The 23975-nt window shown below is 47.1% G+C and carries 27 protein-coding genes and 1 tRNA gene; 12 read left to right on the forward strand and 16 right to left on the reverse strand.

The features are described from left to right. Positions 1-178: 178 nt before the first annotated feature. Positions 179-1615, reverse strand: coding sequence for a cysteine--tRNA ligase (cysS, locus tag Q8J68_RS09465; protein WP_305311278.1), 1437 nt, complete (start codon positions 1613-1615; stop codon positions 179-181). Between the two features lie 48 nt (positions 1616-1663). After that, positions 1664-1736: transfer RNA gene (locus tag Q8J68_RS09470), tRNA-Cys, on the reverse strand. A 127-nt stretch (positions 1737-1863) separates the two neighbouring features. Here Q8J68_RS09470 and Q8J68_RS09475 point away from each other — a divergent pair. From Q8J68_RS09475 to Q8J68_RS09495, 5 genes are all read left to right on the forward strand, one after another. Then, positions 1864-2160 (forward strand): hypothetical protein, encoded by a 297-nt coding sequence (locus Q8J68_RS09475; protein ID WP_305311279.1) that lies wholly within the window; start codon positions 1864-1866, stop codon positions 2158-2160. A 279-nt stretch (positions 2161-2439) separates the two neighbouring features. Next, positions 2440-4677, forward strand: a complete 2238-nt coding sequence (locus tag Q8J68_RS09480; RefSeq protein WP_305311280.1) for a LytS/YhcK type 5TM receptor domain-containing protein — start codon at positions 2440-2442, stop codon at positions 4675-4677. Then, a complete protein-coding gene (locus Q8J68_RS09485) occupies positions 4664-4870 on the forward strand; it encodes a hypothetical protein (protein WP_305311281.1) in 207 nt (68 codons plus the stop codon). Before Q8J68_RS09480 ends, Q8J68_RS09485 begins: the two co-directional genes overlap by 14 nt. An 11-nt stretch (positions 4871-4881) precedes the next feature. Then, positions 4882-5112 (forward strand): response regulator, encoded by a 231-nt coding sequence (locus tag Q8J68_RS09490; RefSeq protein ID WP_305311282.1) that lies wholly within the window; start codon positions 4882-4884, stop codon positions 5110-5112. 11 nt (positions 5113-5123) lie between these two features. Next, entirely contained in the window at positions 5124-7028 is a 1905-nt protein-coding gene (locus Q8J68_RS09495; RefSeq protein WP_305311283.1) for a PAS domain-containing protein, read from the forward strand. Positions 7029-7079: 51 nt separating this feature from the next. On the opposite strand, the gene Q8J68_RS09500 is transcribed toward Q8J68_RS09495, so the two are convergent. From Q8J68_RS09500 to Q8J68_RS09545, 10 genes are all read right to left on the reverse strand, one after another. Continuing rightward, positions 7080-7628: an adenylate kinase family protein gene (locus Q8J68_RS09500; RefSeq protein ID WP_305311284.1), complete on the reverse strand. Its 549-nt coding sequence runs from the start codon at positions 7626-7628 to the stop codon at positions 7080-7082. Positions 7629-7652: 24 nt separating this feature from the next. Then, the gene (locus Q8J68_RS09505) at positions 7653-8240 is read right to left on the reverse strand and encodes an aminodeoxychorismate/anthranilate synthase component II (protein ID WP_305311285.1); all 588 of its coding nucleotides are present in this window, start codon (positions 8238-8240) and stop codon (positions 7653-7655) included. Further along, on the reverse strand, positions 8240-9811 hold the full coding sequence (gene trpE / locus Q8J68_RS09510) for an anthranilate synthase component I (RefSeq protein WP_305311286.1): 1572 nt from the start codon (positions 9809-9811) through the stop codon (positions 8240-8242). Before trpE ends, Q8J68_RS09505 begins: the two co-directional genes overlap by 1 nt. Continuing rightward, positions 9804-10460: a phosphoribosylanthranilate isomerase gene (locus Q8J68_RS09515; protein ID WP_370867627.1), complete on the reverse strand. Its 657-nt coding sequence runs from the start codon at positions 10458-10460 to the stop codon at positions 9804-9806. The genes trpE and Q8J68_RS09515 overlap by 8 nt, the downstream gene beginning before the upstream one ends. Continuing rightward, positions 10447-11508, reverse strand: a complete 1062-nt coding sequence (gene trpD, locus Q8J68_RS09520) for an anthranilate phosphoribosyltransferase (RefSeq protein WP_305311288.1) — start codon at positions 11506-11508, stop codon at positions 10447-10449. The genes Q8J68_RS09515 and trpD overlap by 14 nt, the downstream gene beginning before the upstream one ends. A 185-nt stretch (positions 11509-11693) precedes the next feature. Further along, the gene (locus Q8J68_RS09525) at positions 11694-11999 is read right to left on the reverse strand and encodes a FeoC-like transcriptional regulator (RefSeq protein ID WP_305311289.1); all 306 of its coding nucleotides are present in this window, start codon (positions 11997-11999) and stop codon (positions 11694-11696) included. Continuing rightward, on the reverse strand, positions 11996-12457 hold the full coding sequence (locus Q8J68_RS09530; RefSeq protein WP_305311290.1) for a hypothetical protein: 462 nt from the start codon (positions 12455-12457) through the stop codon (positions 11996-11998). Before Q8J68_RS09530 ends, Q8J68_RS09525 begins: the two co-directional genes overlap by 4 nt. Before the next feature lie 34 nt (positions 12458-12491). Further along, positions 12492-14513 (reverse strand): ferrous iron transport protein B, encoded by a 2022-nt coding sequence (gene feoB / locus Q8J68_RS09535; RefSeq protein ID WP_305311291.1) that lies wholly within the window; start codon positions 14511-14513, stop codon positions 12492-12494. 33 nt (positions 14514-14546) lie between these two features. After that, positions 14547-14783 (reverse strand): ferrous iron transport protein A, encoded by a 237-nt coding sequence (locus Q8J68_RS09540; protein ID WP_015053965.1) that lies wholly within the window; start codon positions 14781-14783, stop codon positions 14547-14549. Between the two features lie 269 nt (positions 14784-15052). After that, a complete protein-coding gene (locus tag Q8J68_RS09545) occupies positions 15053-16546 on the reverse strand; it encodes a cobyric acid synthase (protein WP_305311292.1) in 1494 nt (497 codons plus the stop codon). Between the two features lie 148 nt (positions 16547-16694). Between Q8J68_RS09545 and cbiT the strand changes: the two genes are divergently transcribed. From cbiT to Q8J68_RS09580, 7 genes are all read left to right on the forward strand, one after another. Beyond that, on the forward strand, positions 16695-17267 hold the full coding sequence (cbiT, locus tag Q8J68_RS09550; protein ID WP_305311293.1) for a precorrin-6Y C5,15-methyltransferase (decarboxylating) subunit CbiT: 573 nt from the start codon (positions 16695-16697) through the stop codon (positions 17265-17267). 79 nt (positions 17268-17346) lie between these two features. Next, complete coding sequence (locus tag Q8J68_RS09555; RefSeq protein WP_305311294.1) at positions 17347-17958, forward strand: cobalt-factor II C(20)-methyltransferase; 612 nt, start codon at positions 17347-17349, stop codon at positions 17956-17958. A 17-nt stretch (positions 17959-17975) separates the two neighbouring features. Then, on the forward strand, positions 17976-18710 hold the full coding sequence (gene cobM / locus Q8J68_RS09560; protein WP_305311295.1) for a precorrin-4 C(11)-methyltransferase: 735 nt from the start codon (positions 17976-17978) through the stop codon (positions 18708-18710). Between the two features lie 62 nt (positions 18711-18772). Further along, positions 18773-19219 (forward strand): cobalamin biosynthesis protein CbiG, encoded by a 447-nt coding sequence (locus Q8J68_RS09565; protein WP_305311296.1) that lies wholly within the window; start codon positions 18773-18775, stop codon positions 19217-19219. Further along, on the forward strand, positions 19216-19569 hold the full coding sequence (locus Q8J68_RS09570) for a cobalamin biosynthesis protein (RefSeq protein ID WP_305311297.1): 354 nt from the start codon (positions 19216-19218) through the stop codon (positions 19567-19569). Before Q8J68_RS09565 ends, Q8J68_RS09570 begins: the two co-directional genes overlap by 4 nt. Next, complete coding sequence (cobJ, locus tag Q8J68_RS09575; protein WP_305311298.1) at positions 19538-20341, forward strand: precorrin-3B C(17)-methyltransferase; 804 nt, start codon at positions 19538-19540, stop codon at positions 20339-20341. The genes Q8J68_RS09570 and cobJ overlap by 32 nt, the downstream gene beginning before the upstream one ends. Further along, positions 20331-21035 (forward strand): precorrin-8X methylmutase, encoded by a 705-nt coding sequence (locus Q8J68_RS09580; protein ID WP_305311299.1) that lies wholly within the window; start codon positions 20331-20333, stop codon positions 21033-21035. The genes cobJ and Q8J68_RS09580 overlap by 11 nt, the downstream gene beginning before the upstream one ends. Before the next feature lie 80 nt (positions 21036-21115). Here the strand turns inward: Q8J68_RS09580 and Q8J68_RS09585 are convergent, their stop codons facing one another. The 4 genes from Q8J68_RS09585 to Q8J68_RS09600 all read right to left on the reverse strand — a co-directional run bounded on the left by Q8J68_RS09585 (position 21116) and on the right by Q8J68_RS09600 (position 23975). After that, the gene (locus tag Q8J68_RS09585) at positions 21116-21763 is read right to left on the reverse strand and encodes a cytochrome c biogenesis CcdA family protein (protein ID WP_305311300.1); all 648 of its coding nucleotides are present in this window, start codon (positions 21761-21763) and stop codon (positions 21116-21118) included. Positions 21764-21766: 3 nt separating this feature from the next. Then, positions 21767-22231, reverse strand: coding sequence for a co-chaperone YbbN (locus tag Q8J68_RS09590; protein ID WP_305311301.1), 465 nt, complete (start codon positions 22229-22231; stop codon positions 21767-21769). A 140-nt stretch (positions 22232-22371) separates the two neighbouring features. Continuing rightward, a complete protein-coding gene (locus Q8J68_RS09595) occupies positions 22372-23055 on the reverse strand; it encodes a 2,5-diamino-6-(ribosylamino)-4(3H)-pyrimidinone 5'-phosphate reductase (protein ID WP_305311464.1) in 684 nt (227 codons plus the stop codon). 65 nt (positions 23056-23120) lie between these two features. Next, positions 23121-23975 carry a CBS domain-containing protein gene (locus Q8J68_RS09600; RefSeq protein WP_305311302.1) on the reverse strand — a complete coding sequence of 285 codons (855 nt, stop codon included), beginning with the start codon at positions 23973-23975 and terminating at the stop codon, positions 23121-23123.

Genomic DNA, 23975 nt, shown 5'->3' on the forward strand with positions numbered 1-23975 from the left:
CAGGCACAGTGATCATGTTTTAAAAGACATCCGACAATCGTTAATCTGGTCCTGTCTCCCAGGGCTTTGAAGAATCTGGCTTTTTCTTCAGTCATTATGTATGCATATTTGTACATATATACATATACTTATCGCAAAAAAATCGCGGTATCGGGTGTTTCTGGCACTCTGCCGGACTTCAAACTCTCCTCCACCTGAGTCCTTCTTTTCCGTCCTCGATAATGACGCCCTTCTCCTTCAGCTCATCCCTGATGGCATCAGACCTCTTCCAGTCCTTAGCCCCGCGGGCTTCTTCGCGCTGCTGTATCATGGTATCGATATCCTTATCTGAGAGTTCTCCGCTAGTCCCTTCAGTCACACCGCTGATGTCCTTTCCGAAAACTCCAAGTACTTCGTCTATCTCAGAGAAGAAACCAAGGACTGCTTCAAGGGCAGGTCTGTCAGGACTGCTCCCGGATATGATGGCATTTACCTTGCGGGAGAAAATGAAAAGATTTGCCAGAGCTTCCCGTGTATTGAAATCCTCATCCATTGATATGGTGAACTGATCCCTCGCCTCACTGATCTCGTTTGGAAGGCCGGAATCATTGTCTCCTTCAGTTGCGTTCTCAATAGCATATCTTACATTGATTATCGTGTTTGCTATCCTTTCGTAAGCCCTGCCTGCCTCTTCAAGATGCATCTTGCTGAAATCGATGGTGTTGCGGTAGTGGGTATTGAGTATGAAGAACCTGATTACCTCAGGCGGGAATTCCTCAAGCACCTGCTTTATGGTGAAGAAATTTCCCAGGGATTTTGACATCTTCTCTTTATCAATAGTAAGAAAACCGTTGTGCAGCCAGTACTTACTGAAGGGATGCTTGCCGGTGCAGCCTTCTGACTGGTGTATCTCAGCTTCATGGTGCGGGAATATAAGGTCCGCCCCGCCGCCGTGGATGTCCAGCTGCTGCGAGCCGTATTTCATGGACATGGCCGAGCACTCGATATGCCATCCCGGCCTTCCCCTGCCCCAGGGACTGTCCCATCCCGGCTCGCCTTTTGCAGAGGATTTCCAGAGCACGAAGTCAAGCGGATATTTCTTATCTTTTTCCACATCGATACGGGCACCGGACCCCTCCATCAGACCTTCCTCCGTCTGGTGGCTCAATATCCCTATCTTTTCCTTCGACCTTGTGAGATCGTAATAGACGTTGCCTTCGGGCGTAGGATAAGCAAACTCCCTGAGCATCAGCAATTTAATAGCGTCTACTATTTCCGTGATATGTCCTGTAACGGTGGGTTGTACGTCTGGCTTTTTTACCATCAGGCTCGCCATGTCTTCAATAAAGGAGCAGGTGAACCTTGCTGAGAGGTCGAAAGGGTCTTCGCCTGTTTCTTTTGCCCTATTTATTATCTTGTCGTCCACATCTGTTATGTTAGATATATAGTGAACATCGTAGCCGCGATAGGATAGGTAGCGCCTGATGATATCAAATGATATGTAACTCCTGGCATGTCCCAGATGGCAGTGGTCGTACACCGTGGGGCCACATACATACATATTGACTTTTTTTCCATGGAGGGGGACAAACTCTTCCATCTCCCTGGTAAGTGTATTATAGACTCTCAATGCCATCAGTAAAGCCTCATCGATGTTAAATGTCTCAAAATATGAAATGTAATATGCCGAGGGGAAGATTCGAACTCCCGGAAAACCGCTCTGCAGGCGGTCACATTGGCCACTCTGTCACCTCGGCACTCTCATTATCCAGCCTCTGCTGTAAAGTAATGTCTGCGGGTTGGCTTATTTAGTTTTTGCTTGTCCGCACCACAAAATATATCCAAGTTAGTTTCAATATCTTTTGAAATATAAGGTGTAGAACCATGAGGGTCATATCCGTTGAACAGGTACTGCCATGTATAGCAGACCCCTGGAAGCTCAGGGTCATAGCACAGCTGGACGAATGTCCGGACCTTCCAATGCTTGCGAAGTACCTTCAGGGGCGCTATAGTGAGGGGCTCGGTGTCGTTATGGCGAAGAGCGGGTACAGGGAGATTACATTCTATAGCGATGGCAGGGTGGCCGTGCGCATGGTGGATACCACGGAAGAAGCTGAAAAGTTCATCAACAGCATGCTTGCAATGGCCTGCACCAAAGCACTCATTCTGGATGATCTGTAGTTTCTAACTGTCTTACAAATACGCACTTTTTTATTGTAGCATCATGAAGCAACTGGATAAGCTTAATGTCAAATTTTATATGTGATGACTCATATTATCTATAATTAGTATATTAATTTAGAAAGTGATGTATGTATTATTGTCCTAGCATTAGAATCGTTGTTTCCGGTAACCTTCCCAGGAACATGTTCAGTAACCTTATGTAAGGCAAATGTCGGGAGGAGTGAAGAAAAATGTATGCGCTATCTGTGAACTATCAGGATGCCAGGGGAGGCTCATGTGAACCATGAACCTCTGGCCGGCATAATCAGCAATGCTGCGCTGCTCCTTGCACTCTGGGTGATATATGAAGCGACTTTTCTTAATATCAGCATAAGCCCGCGTTTGAAAAAAATGCTTGTCGGGATTATCATTGGGTTTATATGCATTGCACTGATGATGAACCCCTGGGAGCTGGTCCCCGGACTGTTCTTTGACACGCGTTCGATTCTCCTGGGTATCACCGGACTATTCTTTGGCCTTGTACCGACAATAATAGCCATGTCTATTGCCGCAATTTTCCGCCTGTACCAGGGAGGTGCCGGGGTCTGGATGGGAGTTTCCGTCATAATCACATCGTCGATGCTGGGTCTTTTTTGGAACCGCTATCATGAAAAACTTAAACGCATCTTCGGGAGATTCGAACTATATGCTTTTGGTCTTACTATCCACATTACAATGCTTCTATGTACTTTCATACTTCCGTGGCAGCTCGCAATTGATACCTTGAGCAGGATAATTCTTCCCGTCTTGGTGATCTATCCTCTGGTGACAGTGCTGCTTGGAAACATGATGAACTGTCAGATCGACCGGGAAAACTCCAGGCAGGCACTCAGGGAAAGCGAGGAAATATTCGGACTGTTCATGGACAATTTCCCCGGGTACGCCTACATCAAAGATGAAAAAGGAAGGCATCTGTTCTGCAATAAGAAATTGGAGGAAAGGGTCGGATTGGAAATACCCCATTTACTGGGCAAATCCAATGAAGACCTGTTCCCTCCTGATGTAGCAAAGCAATTCTCCGCCAATGACCAGTTGGTGCTACAAAACAAGGGTACTCTGGTCGTTGAGGAAGAATTAATCCAGGATGATGGCACACAGACATTTCTTTCCTATAAATTCGTTATTACTCGAAAACATGGTTCGCCTTATCTGGGCGGTATCTCTCTTGATATAACTGACAGGAAGCGGGCAGATGAAAAGCTGAAACTGTATAACCAGCGCCTGAACATCTTTCACAGGATAGACAAGGGCATCATCAGTGCCCATTCCTCCCGGGAGATCGCATGTACTGTTCTGAAATGCATGCGCCGTATAATTGCATGCTCCAATGTTCATTTGATGTTGTTCGAAAAGAATTCAGCAGAGGCTTATGTGTTTGCAGCTGACGGTGAGATGGGCCCTGCTTTTTCTGAAGGTATGCTTTTTAGAGTCTCCATGCAAAAGCAGTTAAGTGAACTGAGCTCTGGATATATAATCTCATTTAAAGACCTGCCTGAATTTGAAGGTTTATTCTCTCCCTTATCAGGCCATATTCCTAAAGATACTTTTCATTCCGGTATCAGTGCACCGCTTATACTTGAGGGTGAGCTCATGGGGGCCCTGAATCTGCTGGCGGAAGACGATGGCTTTTTCCATGATGAGCATCTGGAGATTGTCCGGGAGATCGCGGCTCAGCTTGCGGTTGCTATTCAGCAGGCCCGCCTGAACGAGCAGATAAAACGCCACAGCTGTGATCTGGAAGAAAGTGTCAGGCAGCGGACATTCCAGCTTGAGGCTGCAAACAAGGAGCTTGAAGCCTTCGCATATTCCGTATCCCATGACCTTCGCTCACCTCTTCGTGCCATTGACGGCTTTTCCAGGATCATATTGGAGGATTATGCGGACAAACTGGACGAGGAAGGCAACAGGCTGCTGAGTGTCGTCCGGGATAACGCGCAAAAAATGGATAAACTTATTACGGACCTTCTCTCTCTTTCACGTGTCAGCAGAAATGAGATGAACCTGACAAATATAGATATGGCCGGTATGGCTGAATCTGTCTTCAAAGAGCTTACTTCACCGGAAATAAAAGCCAGATTCAATGTCAGTATAAATCAGATGCCAGAGGGCTGCGCAGATCCTGTCCTGATGAAGCAGGTCTGGAGCAATCTCCTTGCAAATGCCATCAAATATACTATGCCTGTGAAAGAGCCTGTGATATCCATTGGAGGCTACAGGGAAAATGGAAGGAACGTTTACTACGTGAAAGATACAGGAGTTGGATTCGACCCTAAATATGTGCATAAGCTCTTCGGTCTTTTCCAACGCTTGCACACAGAAAAGGAGTTTGAAGGAACAGGTGTGGGACTTGCTATCATGCAGCGCATTGTTCACCGTCACGGAGGGACAGTGTGGGCAGAGGGCAAGGTAAACGAAGGAGCAACATTCTATTTCTCATTACCTGCAAAGGAGGATTACAGCGATGATCGAAGGTGAGGTGGAAATATTACTTGTGGAGGACAATCCCAATGACTCGGAACTGGCTCTGAGGGCATTGAAGAAAAACAAGATCGCAAACAATGTAGTGGTTGTAACAGATGGAGAACAGGCACTTGATTTTTCTTTGCGAGGGGGAAGTTTTCCGGGCGTGATGCTGCCAATATACCGAAAATGGTCCTTCTGGACCTGAAGTGACCAAAAATGGATGGAATGGAGGTGCTGAAAGTCCTGAAAGACCACAACTCGACAAAGACCATTCCCATAATTATGTTGACATCTTCCAAGGAAGAGAATGATATTGTCGAAAGCTATCGTCTGGGAGTGAACAGTTATATTGTCAAGCCAGTTGATTTTGATAAATTCGTCGAAGCAGTTCGGGATATAGGCATGTACTGGCTACTTTTGAACCAGATGCCCATGGGCAAGAGGTGAATGGAAGAGCCATGGAAGAAAATAATCAGCTACGCATACTGTTCGTTGAGGATATGCCCTCTGACATGGAACTTGCAGAGAGGGAACTTACAAAAAACGGAATCTCTTTCGTATCAATAAGAGTTGAAACCCGGGACGAATTCATAAAGAACCTGGATAGTTTCAAACCCGATCTTGTCATTTCTGACTATTCCCTACCCTCCTTTGATGGCATGCAGGCGCTTAAGCTGTTACTGGAGCACGATGGTACCATTCCCTTCATCGTCTTTACCGGCTCCATGAATGAAGAGACTGCTGTAGCCTGTATGAAAGCCGGCGCTACGGATTACATTATCAAGGAATATACAAAAAGGCTCCCTTTTGCTGTGCGTGAAGCTCTTTTAAAGAAGAAGATGAGTTTGTCCAGGGACCGGGCTGAGAAAGAGCTTGCCCAGAAAAAAGAAGAGCTGAATAATTATTTCGACAACGCCCTTGATCTTTTCTGCATCGTCAGTACAGATGGTCTCTTCGTGCGCCTCAACAAAGCATGGGAGAGGGTCCTTGGTCTCAGAGTGGAAGAGCTGGAAGGGAAAACCATTCTGGATTTTGTTCATCCTGATGACCTCCGCACAACAGCAGATGTATTCTCTCTCCTGCAGAATGGTAAGGAAATATCCGGTTTTGTAAACCGTTTCAGGTGCATTGACGGGTCATATCGCTGGATAGAGTGGAAATCCTCTCCAAAGGATAATCTCATATACGCGGCTGCCCGGGACATCACTGACCGTAAACAGGCGGAGGACGCTCTAAAAGAGAGTGAGGAAAGACTCCAGCTGGCCATGGAAGTGTCAGAGCATGGTTTCTGGGACTGGGATATGGATAGCAACAAAGCCTATTTCAGTCCGAAATGGTACACAATCCTGGGGTACGAGCCTAATGAGCTTGCTATGAACTTTGGAACATGGTCCGGCCTTTTGCATCCTGATGAACGTGACATCGTGCTTGAGTCCCTGATGGCTCACCTTCGTGCCCTGCAGTATTTCAAAATGGACTACAGGATGAGATCTAAGTCCGGTGAGTGGGTGTGGGTGACAGGACGCGGCAGATCATTCAAAGTGGACGGTAACGGGGTGCCACACAGGGCAGTGGGCACATACGTCGATATAACCAGGCGCAAGAAGGCAGAAGAACAGATGCTGCTGGCCAGGATAGCTGCCGAGGAAGCTAACCGCAGCAAGAGCGAGTTCCTGGGCAATATGAGCCATGAACTGAGAACTCCTTTAAGCGGTGTGATTGGTTTTTCCGATATACTGCTGGAGGAATTATCTGCAGGGATGAACGAGACACAAATAAAGTACATATCTACCATAAACCGGAGTGGAAACCAGCTTCTGCATATTATCAATAAGATATTGGAAATATCCTGCATTGATTCAGGCAGCATGTGCATAAGGCTGGACAGGCTGAGTATTCATTCTGCTGTTGAGCATACATATACGTCCCTGAACTCCCTGGCTGTCAGGAAAAGGATCGAACTTCGCACGGACATAGACAGCCGTCTCACTGAGATAACCGCCGATGTCGAGAAGTTCAAAAGTATATTGTATAATCTGGTGGAGAACTCCATAAAATTCACACCGGAAGGTGGAATAGTTACGATAAGAGCCATACCTGAAGTGAATCATATCAAGATATCAGTAAGTGATACCGGCATTGGGATACCTGATCAGGAAAAGGGGCGCATATTTGAGCCTTTTTTCCAGGTGGACAGTTCCGCATCCCGCAGTTATGGGGGTACCGGGTTAGGACTTATGCTTGTTAAGGAATATGTGAAAATGCACGAAGGAACGATCTGGGTCGAGAGTGAGCCTGGCAAGGGGAGCACTTTCACTTTCATAATCCCGATAGGGACACCGCCATCAGAAAGCCCGGAATAAGAATGCCGGCTGGGCAGGAGCAGCACCACGAAGGGATATAAGAAAGGCTCTTCAGCCGAAGAACTCCTCACTCCAGTCTACAGAGCCCGGTCTGTATCTCTCAGCTAATTCCTTCTCCCTGCCTTTGGCAAGTCCCTCCAGGATGTTCCGTATGTCATCGAGAGTTCTTTCCACGGACTGAGAGGTTGTATCGATCTCAAAGACATTATCGCACCACTCCACCGACTCACAAAGGATAATGTCCAGAGATTCTGCTTCGAGGTTCTCCTCTACTTTTTCAGTGCAATAGTTCCTCTTTTGCAGCCTGTCTCTTAACACCTCAGGCTTTGTCCTCAGTACAATAACACTATCAGCCAGATGATGAGAAAGATGGCTGTCAAGGATAGTGATGTCGTCGGTACTTGCCATTTCCCTGACACGCCGGTCCACAAGGTCCATGTCGGCAACCACGCAATCTCTTTCATTATCCACTTCTGAGTAGAGTTTCTCCTCCTTGATGAGTTCGTTGATGTGAATGACCCGGTATGACGTCCTGCTCTCCAGTAACTCTGTAACAGATGTTTTCCCGGTTCCTGGTGTTCCTGTGATCCCTACAAGCATGATCTCTAATAAGCCTGTAAAGGCTTAATCCTTACCCATACCTGCAATCCTCAGGAAGTTGCCGATGATACACATGCCTTTTTCGGTAAGGATGGACTCCGGATGGAACTGCACACCATAAACCGGATATTCCCTGTGTTCCACAGCCATGATTATACCGTCTGCTGTTCTTGCAGTCACTGTCAGGCCTTCTGCTAAGTCATCTATTGCAAGGGAGTGATACCTTCCGACTTTGAAACTCCCCGGCAGGCCGTTAAAGAGCTGTGATTCATTGTGGCTTATCTCGGAAGTCTTCCCATGGACCGGCCCGCTCTTTGCATGCCCAATGGTGCCTCCGAAGGCAGCATTTATGGCCTGGTGTCCAAAGCAGACTCCCAACAACGGGATCTCGGGCCCGATATCACTTATGATTTCCAGACATGTACCCGCGTCCTCAGATTTGTGGGGGGTGCCGGGTCCCGGGGATATCACGATAGCATCGGGCTTAATTTGCCTTACCTCATCGACTGAGATTGTGTTTGGGGCTACTATGGTATCCGGCTCGAAAACGGAAACATAATCCACGAGGTTCCATACGAACGAATCCTTGTTATCGATGAACAGTACTCTCATCACTTCCCTCCTATGGCTTTTATCATTGCAGCCATCTTTCTCTCAGTTTCCTGATATTCGTAAGCGGGATCGGAATCGGCCACTATCCCGGCACCTGCCTGTACATAGGCAGTGTTGTTTTTAATCAGCACTGTCCTTATAACAATGGCAAAGTCAGCATCCCCGTTCCATGAATAATAGCCGACGCCTCCTCCATAAATTCCCCTTGATTCCGGTTCAAGGTCATCGATTATTTTCATTGCCCGGATCTTGGGAGCGCCGGAAAGCGTACCTGCCGGGAAGATGGCACGTGTAGCGTCGAACTGATCGCAGTCGTCCCTCATCTCCCCGCTCACTGTACTTTCGATATGCTGCACATGGGAGTACTTGATGACGCTCATAAGGTCATCGACCCTGACGGTGCCACCCTTGGATACCATTCTCACATCGTTGCGTCCAAGGTCCACGAGCATTATATGCTCGGCCCTTTCCTTCTCATCATCGAGCATTCGGGCAGCAAGTGCTTTGTCCTCCTCTTCATCACGACCTCTTGGACAAGTCCCTGCTATGGGGTTGGTTATTACCTTCCGGTCGTAGACTGTCATCAGGGTCTCAGGACTTGCACCTACGATGCCGATATCCTTGAAATTGAATATATACATGTAAGGGCTTGGATTAATGTTCCTTAGCCTAATGTACAGTTGCAGGGGTGTCTGCCCCATCCTGACCGTGTACCGTCTGGAGAGCACTATCTGAAAGATATCGCCATCTATGATGTGCTGTTTTGCCTGAAGGACAGCCTTCTCGAAAGTCTCCTGGTCGGTATCCGGCACCGGCTCTTCAGCATTCACTTTCCCAAGGATGCTGTCGCTGATCCCAATAACTGAAGCCATACTCAGTGACCTCTCCATAAGTCGTGAGTCAGCACAGGCATGCTCGTATACTGCTTCAAGATCACTTTCGCCTGTCACAAAGGGTGAGATGACAATGTAGGTTTCGCCAGTCATATGGTCAAAGACAAATGTCTTTGTCATGATGGCAAAATGCATGTCCGGGGTGTCAGCATCCGGTTTCTTATCGATATCAAGCCACGAATCGTACACAAAGTCGTAACTGTTGTATCCGATCGCACCTCCAAGGAAGGTTTGCCTGTCAAAGCGTTTCTGGTTCAGGAGGACCGCGTCATTGCTTGTGGGGAATATATCACGAAATGCATCCAGGGCATCTTTACCATCTTCTATTTTCACCCTGTACCTGCCCCCGATGAGAGGCTCCATCCGGCCCATGCATTTTACTCTCCTATATATATATTGTGAGAGTTCGGAACTTATCTGGCATTCTATCGTCAGGAACCGGTCCTTAATGGACACCACAATCTCAGGCTCAGAACCTGCAAAAGAATATCTGGCATGCCTTTTTTCCTTCTCGACAGACTCCAGGAGATAGGAGTGTCCTGCATTCTGAAGGGTTGCGTATAACTGCAGCGGGGTGCATACGCTTGGCACCTTTGCCATGAGCTGCACTATGGCAGGTTTCTGTGACCCCCTGACAAGGGATATGAACTCTTCCTTACTAAGATCAAAATCAACCATTGATACACCTTGCTTCTCTTATGAACCTGCACACTTTTGCAGGGTCTTTGTTCCCTTCCGTCTCCACTCCCGAGGCTGTATCCACAGCGAACGGCCGGACCTGTTCAACAGCATCGCGAACGTTTTCCGGCTTCAGCCCGCCGGCAAGTATGATTGGGATATCGGTATTTTCCACTATCTCTTTGCTCACTGACCAGTCGTGGGTGATTCCTGTACCGCCACTCATCCCGGTCTTTCCGGAATCCAGTAGTACACCATCGATCAGACCTGTCTCACTAAGTGCCTCTATCTGTGCTATCAGGCCTGCGGTCGTCACTTCCCTCGCTCCTGGAGGCACTGTGAATGTCTTAATGATTCTTTGCCGAGCGTCATCAATTCCATCTCGGATGATCCCTATCTCCTCCGGACCCATGTCATTATGGAGCTGAATACTATCCGGGTGGGTTTTTCTTATGAGCTTCAGGGCCTGATCAGTATTGTATGGCATTATTACAAGGACCGACTCAACGAAGAGTGGCACATGCCGGATAAGCCCGGATGCAGTATCCGGGTCTATCTTCCTGGATGTCTGCACCGGAACATCGGTGATGAAACCCACTGCATCTGCTCCGCACCTTACAGCCATGTCTATGTCTTCAGCACATCGCATACCGCATATTTTCACTTTTGGCATGTGTTTCATTTATTGCCTCACAGGCGCTCTTATCGTCACAGAAATCCATCAGTTTTTCAAGCGCCTTGCCGCTGTCTATGATTTCTTCAACTAGTGGTATGGCTTCTTTTATTGAGTCAGCCATGCCTGCCAGGTACAGGGCGGCAGCAGAGTTGATGACAATGATATCTCTCTTGGGGCCTTTTTCTCCTTTGAGGACGTATATTATGTCCCTTGCATTCTCTTTCGGAGTCCCGCCGACAATGTCTGTCGCTTTTGCCCTGTTGATCCCAAGCTCTTCAGGAGTAAGGGTATATGTCTTTATCCTGCCATCCCTGAGTTCAGCCACGCAGGTCTCGGCTATGCTGGATATCTCATCCATGCCGTCGCCATGAACGACCATTGCCCTCTCAACTCCCATTTTCTTCATGACTTCGGCAAAGGTCTTACACAACCTGCTGTCAAAGACCCCTACAAGCTGTGCTTTTGCATTGGCAGGGTTTGTCAGGGGCCCCAGTATGTTGAACACTGTCCTTGTACCAAGTTCCTGCCTTATACCTGCAACTCTTTTCATGGAAGGGTGGAAAACAGGGGCGAACATAAATCCAATACCTGCTTTTTCAATGATCTGCTTCACTTCCTCAGGGCTCTTGTCCACCTTTATTCCTAACTCCCTGAGCACATCCGCACTTCCCGAAAGTGAAGTAATGGAACGGTTGCCATGCTTTGCCACTGGAATACCGGCTGCGGCAGTGACAATAGCTGCGGCTGTTGAAACATTGATGGTGTTATGCCTGTCAGCCCCCGTCCCGACAATATCAATCAGTGTTCCTTTCACTTCAGGATAGATAAGATTGGCTGCTTTTTTCATCCCGGTGGCAAACCCGGCAATCTCATCTGCAGTCTCACCTTTCATTTTCAGGGCCATTAGCAGGCCTGCGATCTGGGCATCAGTGGACTCTGTGAATATCTTGGTGATAGCATCCTCAGCTTCCTTTATTGTCAGGTCCTGCCCTTCACTTACTTTCTTGATATACGCCTTCATCCAAGCACCTCTAAAAACATTAATGTATATTTATGTACACTAATGGATAAAGAGCATCACTTGTATTTATAGCTTATGGCTTTTGAAAACAGGGCAACTACGGAACAAGAGTGTTGGCACTAAAAGACATACAGGAAAGAAAAGAATACAAAGGCAGGTTTGAATAAAATCACATGTAGCAGTCTTCAGGACAATTTTCCACAGACGCTTCTGCCTTTTTCCGTTAGCTGGTAATATGTTGTGTTCTTCTGTGCAAAAGAGCTAAAGGTTGATGCGCAGGAGCTCCGGCATCCTGCGCATTTTCCTTCACATGTTCCTGCGTTTTGTACAATAGTTTTGAGATCTCCTCTTTTTTCCATGATGTTGAGCAGGTCCTTGAACTCATCCTGTCTGAGGTTCAGGCGGCTTGCAATCGTTCCCATTGTGAGATTCTCTTTTGAATCCATCATTGCGGCTATTCTTTTTAAAAAAAAGTTGTAACCTATTATCATGCTACCTCCCTGACTACAAGTATCTCATTCAGTGAGAACCTGTTTTTCCAATACAGTATCCCCATGAGTGGAAGTATCCCCAGGTATATTCCCGGCCTGAAGTTCTCCATAACGCTCCATCCTTCATAATCATCCGGGACAATAATTGAATCCAGGAGATTCCCTCCCATCGTCAGGATATATACTGCCATGAATACAAGCGACAAGAGTATTCCCACATAGACAAAGGAAACTCCTGCATTGACACCTTTTGTCATCTCCCTTGACCCATAGAGGAACACGGTTCCGATTATCACAAGGCATGCTCCTCCAAGAATATCTCCGGAAATGAACAAAAACTCTGCAATCCCTGTATTTATGCTCAGTCCTTCTGCAATGTGAAGTACTCCAAAAATGGAGTACAGAACTCCGGCAAGTAATGCGAACAGGAGTTCTTTGTTTTGATTAATTTGTTCCATCTGTTTCCCTCTCTAATTCTATATTTCCTGATCTTCAAGTAAGGAAACCTATTCTGCTTCCTATCTGATACAAAGTAAATGCAAAGACCCATGCCAGCCCTGTTCCGTATACAAGCTGGAAAAGTGTCCATTTCCATGACCCTGTCTCTCTTTTTATAACGCCTATACAGGCAAAGCAAGGCACGTAGAGAAGAGTGAACACCATGAGCCCAAGTCCTGCAAGGGGTGTCATTGCTCCGGCTGCCAGGATATTGGACAGGTTCTGTTCGTCCTCACCAGCTCCGTAGAGCACGCCCATGGATCCTACGACTATCTCCTTGGCAACAATACCAAACACCAGTGCAACAGCTATCCGCCAGTCAAATCCAAGGGGTGCGACTAAAGGCTCTATCAGGTGTCCTATCACTCCTACCAGTGAATCGGTACTGCCGTATATTTCTTCAGATCCGAACACTCCGCCACTACCAGGTGCAGGAATGGATGCCAGCAGCCATACACCTACAACACCGATGAGTATTATTCCGCCAGCCTTTTTCAGGTATATTTTAGCTCTTTCCCACATGTGGATGAAACTGCCTTTAAGAGTAGGCAGACGGTAATCGGGAAGTTCCATGATGAAAGGTGCATCTTCTCCCCTGAGGACTGTTGTCCTCATGAGCTTTGCACTTAGCACTGCAACCAGTATTCCAAGTGCATAGAGTCCGAAAATTACGATTCCTGCATCTCTTCCGAAGAATGCCCCGGCCAGGAGCACGTAAACAGGCAATCTTGCACCGCAGGATATGAATGGTGCGACAAGTATAGTGATCAGCCTGTCCCGAGGGTCCTCGATGGTCCTTGTTGCCATTATCGCAGGCACGTTACATCCGAATCCCATTATCAGGGGAATAAAGGATTTTCCATGAAGCCCTATCCTTCCCATGACCCTGTCCATGATGAATGCCGCCCTTGCCATGTATCCGCTATCTTCCATAAGGGAGAGCATGAAGAAGAGCAGCAGTATGTTAGGAAGGAATATTAGCACGGACCCGATGCCTGCAATGATGCCGTCGCCTACAAGGGAAGCCAGCCACTCTGTGCTGATAACTTCGGCAGTTGCACCCGCAAGCCATCCAAAGAAGATATCAATCATGTTCATGAACGGAGTGGCAAATGTGAATGTTAATTCAAACGCCGCCCACATCAATGCAAGAAATATGGGAATCCCCAGTAGTTTGTTTGTCACAACGCGGTCAACCATATCTGAACCACTGAGCTGGCTTGTGTTGATATCACATACCTGTCTCAACATGGCCTGGATAGTACTGTACCGCTGGTCTGCGATCTTTGTTTCAAAATTATCTTCATCCGTCTTCCTGAGTATCTCCCTGATCTGAGTGTATTTCTTACTCTCCTGTGCTTTTTTGATTATATTTTCGTCACCCTCAAGTAACTTTATGCTGAACCATCGCGAAGGGTAATGTGCAAAGTACTGGTCACTTTTAAGGATTACCTCAAGTTCATGTACCATGCCCTCTGTCGCTTCGTCATAACTTAATGGATCATCATTTTTCCTGGCCTTAGATGCCTCTTCTATAACAGCATCCAGCAGTCTCTCAATACCAGTACCTTTGCTTGCGATTGTAGGTATCACCGGCACATCCAGGAATTCCTGTATCTTTTCCTCATCGATCCTGTTTCCTTTTGCAAGGGCAAGGTCTTTCATATTGAGTGCAATTACCAGTTTCACACCCAGTTCCATCAACTGGGTCGACAGGTAAAGGTTCCTCTCAAGGTTCGTTGCATCTATGACCTGTACTACAATGTCCGGTTTTTCCTCTATCAGGAAGTCGCGCGCAATTATCTCGTCCAGGGAATATGTTGTAAGGCTATATGTTCCGGGAAGGTCTACGATCTCCATCTCAGTGTTCTTGTAGACCCTTTTTCCCATCTTTCTTTCAACAGTCACACCGGGCCAGTTGCCAACATGTTGCCTTGAGCCGGTTATCGCATTGAATACGGAGGTTTTCCCAACATTTGGATTCCCAGCAAGGGCTACTGTTATTTTTTTTGTCATAATGTCACCATCATGGTCTTGTTCCGGCCCTATCTATTCGACTGTTTCAACGAGAACCGTCTGTGCTTCTTTTTTCCGAAGAGAGAGGTTGTATCCTTTTATCTTGAATTCCACAGGGTCTCCAAGGGGTGCCCGTCGCATTACTTCTACTTTTGTCCCCGGTGTCAGTCCCATGTCAAGGATCCTTTTTCTCAGGGATCTCTGTCCCGTAAGCTTCAGTATCTTTACAGATGTTTCAGGTTCAATGAGGTCCAGTGTTTTTTCCGGCATTGCTATTCTCCTATAAGTATGTCTATTTAATGTAGTTGAACCTACAATCAGTTGTATTCTATATATTCTTTTTCATTGTCTAGTTTATTTCACAATGCAAACATAATGGTAACGGGGGTATTTTCAAAAAGATGGTCTATGAGTTGGAATCTCGCAAAAAAGCCGTTGCTCCGCACTCTAAAAGCCAAATGCAATAATGAATAAAGAATAAAAAACAAATAAAAAATAACAAAGAAGTTGCAAGCGATGCTGCCTGCAGGAAAGGAATTCTAATGTTGGTCTTGTTCTTCTATCATTTCATATATCTTTCTCATGTCAAGACAACTCTCCACAACCCCCGCAAGCTCTTCATAGGCTTCTTCTTCGGTCGTCACAACCTCGGGTATATATTCAACACCTTTTTTCTCTGCAAGGTATATCATGAGGGCATGCCTGACATTCGCATTCTCGAAAAGGCCGTGAAGGTAGGTACCCACAACAGTACCGCTGTCATCGATGCTGCCATCATTGCCAAAAACGGTTTTTTGGGTCTTTGTGGTGCCCATATGTATCTCGTAACCCCATACCTCCTGGCCTTTGATATGCTTGAATATGGGTCCTTCGGCAACAACCTCCTTACGGACCTGGATGGTCATTTTCTTGTATTCACCAAAAGAAGTCTCCACATCCAGCAAACCAAGGCCCTCGTAGTCAGCTTCTGTCCCGTTCTCAACTCCGGAGTCATGTATGGTCCTGCCGAGCATCTGGTACCCGCCACATATGCCGAGTATAGGTATCTTGCCGTGCAGGGCGCGTATCCGTACATCCATGCCACTTTCCTTCAGGTCCAGCAGGTCGCTCACAGTGTTCTTTGTGCCGGGGATGATTATGCAGTCCGGCTTCCCGAGGTCTTCATCAGGATTGACATACCTTACGCGTGCTATCTTCTCAAGGGGTTCGAAATCAGTGAAGTTTGATATTCTGGGCAGGCGGATGATGGCAATATCCACATCGTTGATATTTTCCTGCTTCTCCTGGCTTTTCTTCTTCTTGCGTATAGCCATGGAATCCTCGGAAGGTATCTTGAGGTTGTAATATGGCAACACGCCCAGCACAGGCACACCAGTCAGCTCTTCAAGCTGCCGGAGTCCCGGCTCGAGTATGGCAGGGTCACCCCTGAATTTGTTAATGACAAATCCTCTGATATTCCTGCTAATGTCCTCGGGAAGCAGGGCCTTGGTGCCGTAGAGGCTGGCAAAGACGCCTCCTGACTCAATGTCGCCTACAAGTATAATAGGTGCACCGGTTATCCTGGCTGTTCCCACATTAACGATATCGCGGTCATAGAGGTTAATCTCGGCGGCCCCGCCTGCGCCCTCCATGACTATCAGCTCATATTCGGATTCCAGTCTTTCAAGCGCTCCCTTAAGGACACCGTGCATCTCTTCTATGGAGTCATAATAGTTGCCTGCAGACTTGTCGGCATATGGCTCTCCCAGTACTATCACCTGTGATGTCCTGTCTCCTTTGGGTTTCAGAAGGACCGGGTTCATATCGGCAGTAGGCTCGACCCCGGCTGCCTTGGCTTGTATTGCCTGGGCGATACCTATTTCTTTGCCGTCTTTTGTTATCCAGGAATTCAGGCTCATATTCTGTGCCTTGAAAGGTGCAACCTTGTATTTACGGGAAAGGACTTTGCAAAGCCCTGTGACCATAATGCTCTTTCCGACGTCTGATGCAGTACCAAGGACCAATAGTTTCTTTGCTTTTTTACCGTCTGCCATGTAGAACAACCCTTCAGATTTGGAAGTTTTTAAGTTAAGGTTATGTGGATGTGAGATAGTCCAACAGTTTTATGAGGGACAACTTATATCTACTTAACTCCGGTTAATCTTAGTAATTAACTCCAGTTTATCTTAGTTAAGGTGGAACATGACTGAACTTTTGCATGTAAGTGGCGGACCTACAAAACCCGAGATAATTGCAATATCCCTATCTAAACTTGATTTAAAAAATGGGGATAGTTTTTTCGATATTGGCTGCGGTACAGGTGCTGTATCCATTGAAGCCAGCAAGATGGTGTGCGATCTGAAGATCCATGCCATCGACGCCAGGGAAGAGGCAATCGAGGTCGCAAGGACCAATTTCAGGTCCTTCAACATAGAGAATGTAACTCTTTATTCAGGTGAATCCTCCGATATCCTGAGCAAACAGCCGGTTGGCAGTATCGGCTGTGCATTCATCGGCGGTACGAAGAATATCTCCCGGGTGCTTGAGGTCCTTGCAGAGAAGAAGGCCAGAAGCATCGTGGTGAATGCGGTCAGGATAGAAACAGTCGTAAATGTAATAAACAAGTTAAAAGAACTTGGCTTATTCGATGAGGTGCTGCACATTATAGTGTCGCGTGGTGCGCCGCTGACAGGTGAGACGATGTTCAAGCCTGAGAATCCTGTATACGTCGTTGTAGGAAGGTCAGCCGAAGATCAGCACAACAACAGTTGTTAGTAATATTGCTTAGTAATAATTATAGTCAACTCATAGTGAAATTATGTAAGTACAATCTTAAGCGTATGGTGATTAAAAAATGCTTGTTGGAGTAGGACTTGGACCCGGTGACCCGGAACTTCTGACATTGAAAGCTGTCGAAACACTGAAAAAGAGCTATAAGGTCTACGTTCCCGGCCGCCTTGCAGCAGAACTGGTAGCACCTTATGCGGAAGCCGAGATAATGGACTTCCCCATGCTGACCGATTATAATGTGCTTAATGCAGTCTGGAAGAAGAATGCTGAGATGATAGCTGAGGAGTCCAGAGATAATCTTGTTTCTTTTGGTCTTATCGGTGACCCCAATTTCTTCTCTACCTTCACTCACCTTAAGCGCGTGATGAAGAGGCTGTATCCTGATGTAGAGACCTCGACAATTCCGGGTATCAGTTCGATAACCTCCTTTGCCGCACAGACCGGTGCAGAGGTGGATGCTTCTTTTGAGGTAAGTGACGGATCTGACAGCAAGTATAAGATAAGGTTGAAGGCCAGCAGACCTCTTGAGATCATCGATTCATTCAAAAAGGAAGGCTACAGTAAGTTCACTTTTGCAGAACGGCTCTTCAGTCCTGATGAAGTGATTATCACGGAACAGGAAAATATTCCGGAGAAAGGTAATTATTTCAGCATTATCTTCGCGGAAAAGGAGTGACTCACAGGAGCATCACAATGACGAACAATAAGGTATATTTTGTAGGTTCCGGTCCGGGCAATGAGAAATATATAACAGTTGCAGGCCGTGAACTTCTGGAAGAGGCGGACCTGGTTATATATGCAGGCTCACTTGTGAATCCAAAAGTACTTGATTACTCTAAAGGGGAAAAGATCGACAGTTATGGTCTGACCCTGGACGAGACCAACAAGCTCATACTTGACAGCCTCAGAGCCGGCAAGAAAGTAGTCCGGCTGCACAGCGGTGACCCGTCTCTATACGGATCTATTGTGGAGCAGATGGAAGAGTTAAAGAACGCCGGTGTGGAAATTGAGATAATACCAGGTGTGTCTTCCGTCTTCGCCACTGCTGCCGCATTGCAAACACAGCTGACACTTAACAATGTCTCAGAGACACTTATTATCACACGCCCGGCAGGACAGACCCTGGAAAAGGACAAGATAAAGGAGCTCTCCAGACATAATGCGACCATGGCTGTTTTCCTGGGAACCCAGAAGATCGAGGAGATCATGGAAAAGGTCGAGTACCCGCCGGAAACTCCAGTGGCAGTAGTCTTCCATGCCTCATGGCCTGACCAGAAGATAATAAAGGGAACGGTTGCCGATATTGCAGGCAAGGTCAAAGAAGCAGGTGTCAAACGCTCAGCTATGATACTGATTGGCGGAGTTGTGGATCCTGTGAATTATGGGAGGTCTTACTTATACGGAGTGGCACAAGAACCGCTGTCATAACCTTCGAGCGCAATCTCGAAGTTGCACAGCGTATTGCAGAGCACCTGAAAGCTGATGTCCTGATGTACGGGAAGGATGTATTCAGTAAAGCATTTGAGGAATATGACTCCATAGTGGCGGTCTTTGCCACGGGGATAGTCGTGCGCGATATCGCACCACTCATCCAGGACAAGTGGAAGGACCCGGCGGTAGTGGTTGTGGATTCAAACATGAATTTCGCCATTTCCCTGCTTGGGGGCCACCACGGTGGCAATGAGCTGGTTCGAAAGATCTCCGAGATCGGGCCGGTTCCGGTCATCACGACAGCGACCGAAGTGCATAATCGCAATTCGGTTGAAGGCATAGCTAAATCCCTCGGCTGTGATATCGTTAACAAACCCTCCACAGTGCAGGTCAACTGTGCCCTGCTTGAGCAGGATGTGGAAGTCCTTGAGATAAAAGGGCCCCGAATAGTTATTGTCGGCGATGATGTGTCCGTCCTGAAAAGAGAAAAGGCAGAAAACCCATGATAATAGGTATCGGAGCCCGCAGGGGTGTCAGCAGTCAGGAAGCAATAGATGCTGTGCATAATGCTCTGGCAGAACTTGGCAGGGACATCGCTGATGTGCAGTTGCTTGCCTCTGCAAAGTTGAAAGAGAACGAAGAGGGTCTTCATGAGGCATCAAAGACCCTTGGGATCGAATTAAGGTTCATAGATCACGATGAATTGAACAGGTATGATGCGCCGTCTGATTCGCAGGCAAAACGCTTCGGGCTTACAGGTGTAGCAGAACCGGCTGCACTGGCGCTATCGGAAAAAAAAGAACTTATACTAAGGAAGAAAGTTTATGGTAGGATCACAATCGCAATCGCAGAGTGAGGCATCCGGGAAAGGAAGGCTGTACATTATAGGTATAGGCCCAGGTTCTGTGGAACACCTTACAGTAAAGGCAAGAGAGGTCATACTGAATTCCGATTATGTCGTCGGTAACGGTACTTATCTTGATCAGATGGCAAGTCTGCTGGACAAGCAGAACATTGTCCGCAGCGCAATGGGTAAGGAAGTAGACCGTGCACGTAAGGCAGTGGAACTTGCGCAGGGTAACGTGGTTTCCATGATCAGCGGCGGAGATGCTAATATCTATGGCATGGCCGGCCTTGTGCTTGAGGTCGCAGAGCACGCAAACCTCAATGTTGAGATAGAGGTGCTGCCAGGTGTTACAGCTATCACCGCTGCAGCAAGTGTCCTCGGTGCGCCTATTGTCAATGATTTCTGTACCGTGAGCCTCAGTGACCTGCTGACTCCCTGGGAAGTCATTGAGAAAAGGCTTGATGCAGCAGCTTCAGCAGATTTTGTCATGTCTCTCTACAACCCCAAGAGCCGCCAGCGTAATTCTAATTTCTCAAGGGCTATCGAGATCATCAGGCGCCATAAGGAAGATTCCGTGCCTGTAGGCCTTGTAAAGAACGCCCTGAGGGACAAGGATCAGGATTACATTGTCACAACCCTTGGCGAGGTACTTGATCATAACGACTGGGTGGACATGAGCACCACCATCCTTATCACTACTAACGACTCCCGTGTATGGGACACACCGTATGGTAAGAGGATAATCACTCCAAGGGGGTATCACAGGAAATATGACTACTGAATCCAAAAATACTGATGCAGGTATCGAAGACCTTGTGGAAATGACTACTGAGATCGACTCGGAGCTCATTGCTATCTGTAATGACCTTGGATCACAGACCGATGAGGCAAAGGCTATCTACATGACGAGCCGCAACATCGCCCGCAAACTTGTAGGTGATGAGACGGTCGAGGACCGCGTCAAACAGCGCTGTGTTACCTCCACCGGCGATCCGGCTGTTGCAGATATCATGCGATTTGTGAACGATCCTGTCAAAGCAGGCGTGGAAGCTATCAAAAAAGGTGTTCCTATTCTTGTTGATATCAACATGGTCAAGGCAGGGATCACCAAAATGGGGCACAAATGTGAGATAATCTGTGTACTAGATAAGGATGAGGATGCAGAATTTGCACGCAAGCACGGTATTACAAGAACCGCAGCAGGTTTCCTGAAATGCAAGGACATACTTGAAGGTTCAATTGTTGCCATAGGCAATGCGCCATCTGCTGCGTTTGCAGTATGCAGGATGATAGAGCACGGTATCAAGCCGGCTATCATTGTAGGCACACCTGTAGGCTTTGTCAATGCCGCAGAATCCAAGGAAGCTGTCAGGAACATGGATGTTCCCTCAATCACATGTGTCGGAACACGGGGCGGAACACCAATGGCAGTAGCCTGTATCAATGAGCTCGTTGCAATTGCAAATGAAAAATAAGTGCAATTGTAAGTGTGCCGCAGAATATGGCGCACTTAAATCTCTTTTTGATTGGCGCAAGTGCCTTTAAAATGTCAGTATCACATCGCAGCATTAGTGTATACCATCCAGGAACCTGCAAGTATGAGCAGTACCCCTGCAACCTTTTTAATAATGGCGTCATATCTTGCTATCCTGCTGAGCCTGGCTGAAGATATGTTTGCTGAATATGCGATGATAAGCATAGGCACTGCAAAACCAATTGAATAGATAAAGAGCATTGATGCGCCATAGGTCATGTTCCCTTCGAGGGCAACGGCGGCAAGTATCGCTCCCAGTATAGGTCCTACGCAGGGAATCCAGATCACTCCCAGGGAAACTCCAAGAAGCAACCCTCCAAAAGCACTGTTATTCTGGACGTGTATCTTTCCTGTATAGTTCGCTACGATGCCGAAAATGTCAGCTCCAAAGAGCATAGAGATGCCAAATATCGCTATGAGTAGTCCTGCGAGAATCCTTAGGTTCTCAATATGTGGGTAGAGTACTGCTCCAAAGGCTGACGCTATGATGCCCATGAGAGTGAATGAAAGGCTAAGTCCAAACACAATGGCAAAAGGCCTGAACTTCCCCTTTCCTGCAGAGTATGCCAGGATGACAGGCAGCAGAGGCAGTACACATGGTGACAGCACACTTACGATACCTGCAAGGAAGGATGCCACCGGGCCCAGTGTAAAAGTATCCTGAAACATGTTTTAGTTTTCTGCAGTGTTTTTGCTGCGTTCTTTCAGTGCATAGTCAAGTGTCTGAGTAAGGTCTGCCTTCCTTGTAACTCCTATGAATCTTGCATCTTTTTCAAGCCTGTCTGTGGTAGTCCGGCCATCCCTCCTCATATAAACATAGGTCCCGTTCTCAATATCAGTTATAACAAAGGAATCAGGTACGTAATATACGCTGAACCCCAATGTGCCGACTTTCTGCGTGTCTATATATATCACAGTAGCTCTGTCCTGATATTCTAAAGATATATCTTCCATTATAGGCTTTTGAACTTTGCACCCTGGACAACTATCAAAGCCAATCATGGCAAGCACAGGTCCATCTTCAAGTGCACTATTGATATCCCCCAGGCTGGATGCGGATATCATTCCCACATCAGCCGGGGATGACGCGTTTATGTCATTGCCATCATTTTCTGTGCACCCACTGACTGCCAGCAATAAGGTAAAGAGAATTATAAGTTGAAGAGTCTTTTTGTACAGTTGATTACCCCCAATAGCAGGTTTCTATTAACTTCCAGATAAATATGTTTTTTCATGAACATACAGAAATCCATTTTAGCGGAAGTCCTGAAATCAGTTTATTTTCCGGATAGTACTTTCCATCTAAGGAGGACCCCCTCCTCCATCCTGGCCGCATCAATCAGTTCCAGTTTTAGTATGTCCTTTTCTAAAAACCCGTTGCCATCTGCAAAAGTAGGGGCAGTCTTACCGCCTATTATTAGATTGCCAACAAAGGTATAGATCTCATCCACCAGGCCGCCAGAGAGAAGTCCCCAGTTGAGGGTGGCTCCGCCTTCGACCATCAGCCTGTTTATACCCATTTCATGCAGTATTTCCACTGCTGCAGCAAGGTCTACTTCACTATCTCCTGCACTGACAATAGTAGCTTTCTCCCGAAGCCTTTCCATCCTGTCAGCAGGCGCGGAACTGGATACCACTATTATCCGTTTTCCCTCTCCTTTGATGAAAATGTCTGAGTCAAGGGGGATTCTTGCCTTGCTGTCTACAACGATCCTGGCCGGGTTCTCTTCCAGCCCTGCCTCTTTGCGCTCAATCCTCCTTTCCGGGGATTTGACGGTAAGGCCTGGATTATCTGCCAGCAGCGTCCCAATGCCTACCATGATGGCATCAGAGGAGGCTCTTAAAGCATCCATCCTGTCAAAATCCTCTTTTCCTGATATCCTTACCTGCTTCCTTTGCTTTGTGGATATCTTTCCGTCGGCCGACATTGCGGAATTGATGAATATGAAAGGTCTTCCCATTATGACCACGCTCAAGAGCCCTGAAAAAAGAATAAGTATGAACCTTCTGTCAGAAGGTCCACTGTTCAGTCACCGTTCACAATAGCTCTCAGGAGGTTGCGGTCCCTTAAAAGGCCCAGGAATCTCTGGTTCGCGTTCACGATAGGGATCTGGTCTATCCTGTTGCGCTTCATCTTGAGTGCGCATTCGCTGACCCCGGATATGTAGGCAGCCTTTACGAGGTCCTTGACCATGATATCCATAGCAGGCACAGAAGGAACCTTTACTCTTGATACGCTGTAGTAGATGCTCATGGTATCCCTCATGGATTCCCATGTCCACTCGTCATCATCCGAACCATTGGACATGTCAGCCATTTCAACAGTGTCCTCGATAATGCTTGCGTTTATTATGTCCCGGTCAGTGATTATGCCTACTACCTCAAGATGGCTGTCGATCACAGGAACAGCTTTTGTTTTTGCAAGTTCCATGATCCTTGCAACAACGTTCAGTGGGGTGTCTGTCCACACAGGCACTGAAACCGGATTCAGGTATTGCCCGACATGCTCGGTAATATTCATATCAGCAAGCACTGCTATAATGTCAGCAACTGATATTATGCCAACAAGTTTACCATCTTCAACAACAGGAAGCCTTCTGATGTTATTCTCAAGAAGGGTCTTAGATGCAACAGTTATGTCTACATGCGGCTCAATAGTCAGGGGGTTGCGTGTCATCAGCAAAGCAAGTTGTTCTTCCTCCGGGTTCTTCAACAGGTTTGCCCGGCTGACTATCCCTACGACCTTGCCATCCTTCAGGACAGGAACTCCTGATACCCTCTTATCTTTAAGTAAACTATGGACTTCATCCCTTGAACCCGGAAGGGTTGCATAGGCGACATCTGTCCTCATAATGTCCATAACTTTTACATTCTTTGGCAT

It is taken from the genome of Methanolobus sp. (genome assembly GCF_030682845.1).
Taxonomy (GTDB): domain Archaea; phylum Halobacteriota; class Methanosarcinia; order Methanosarcinales; family Methanosarcinaceae; genus Methanolobus.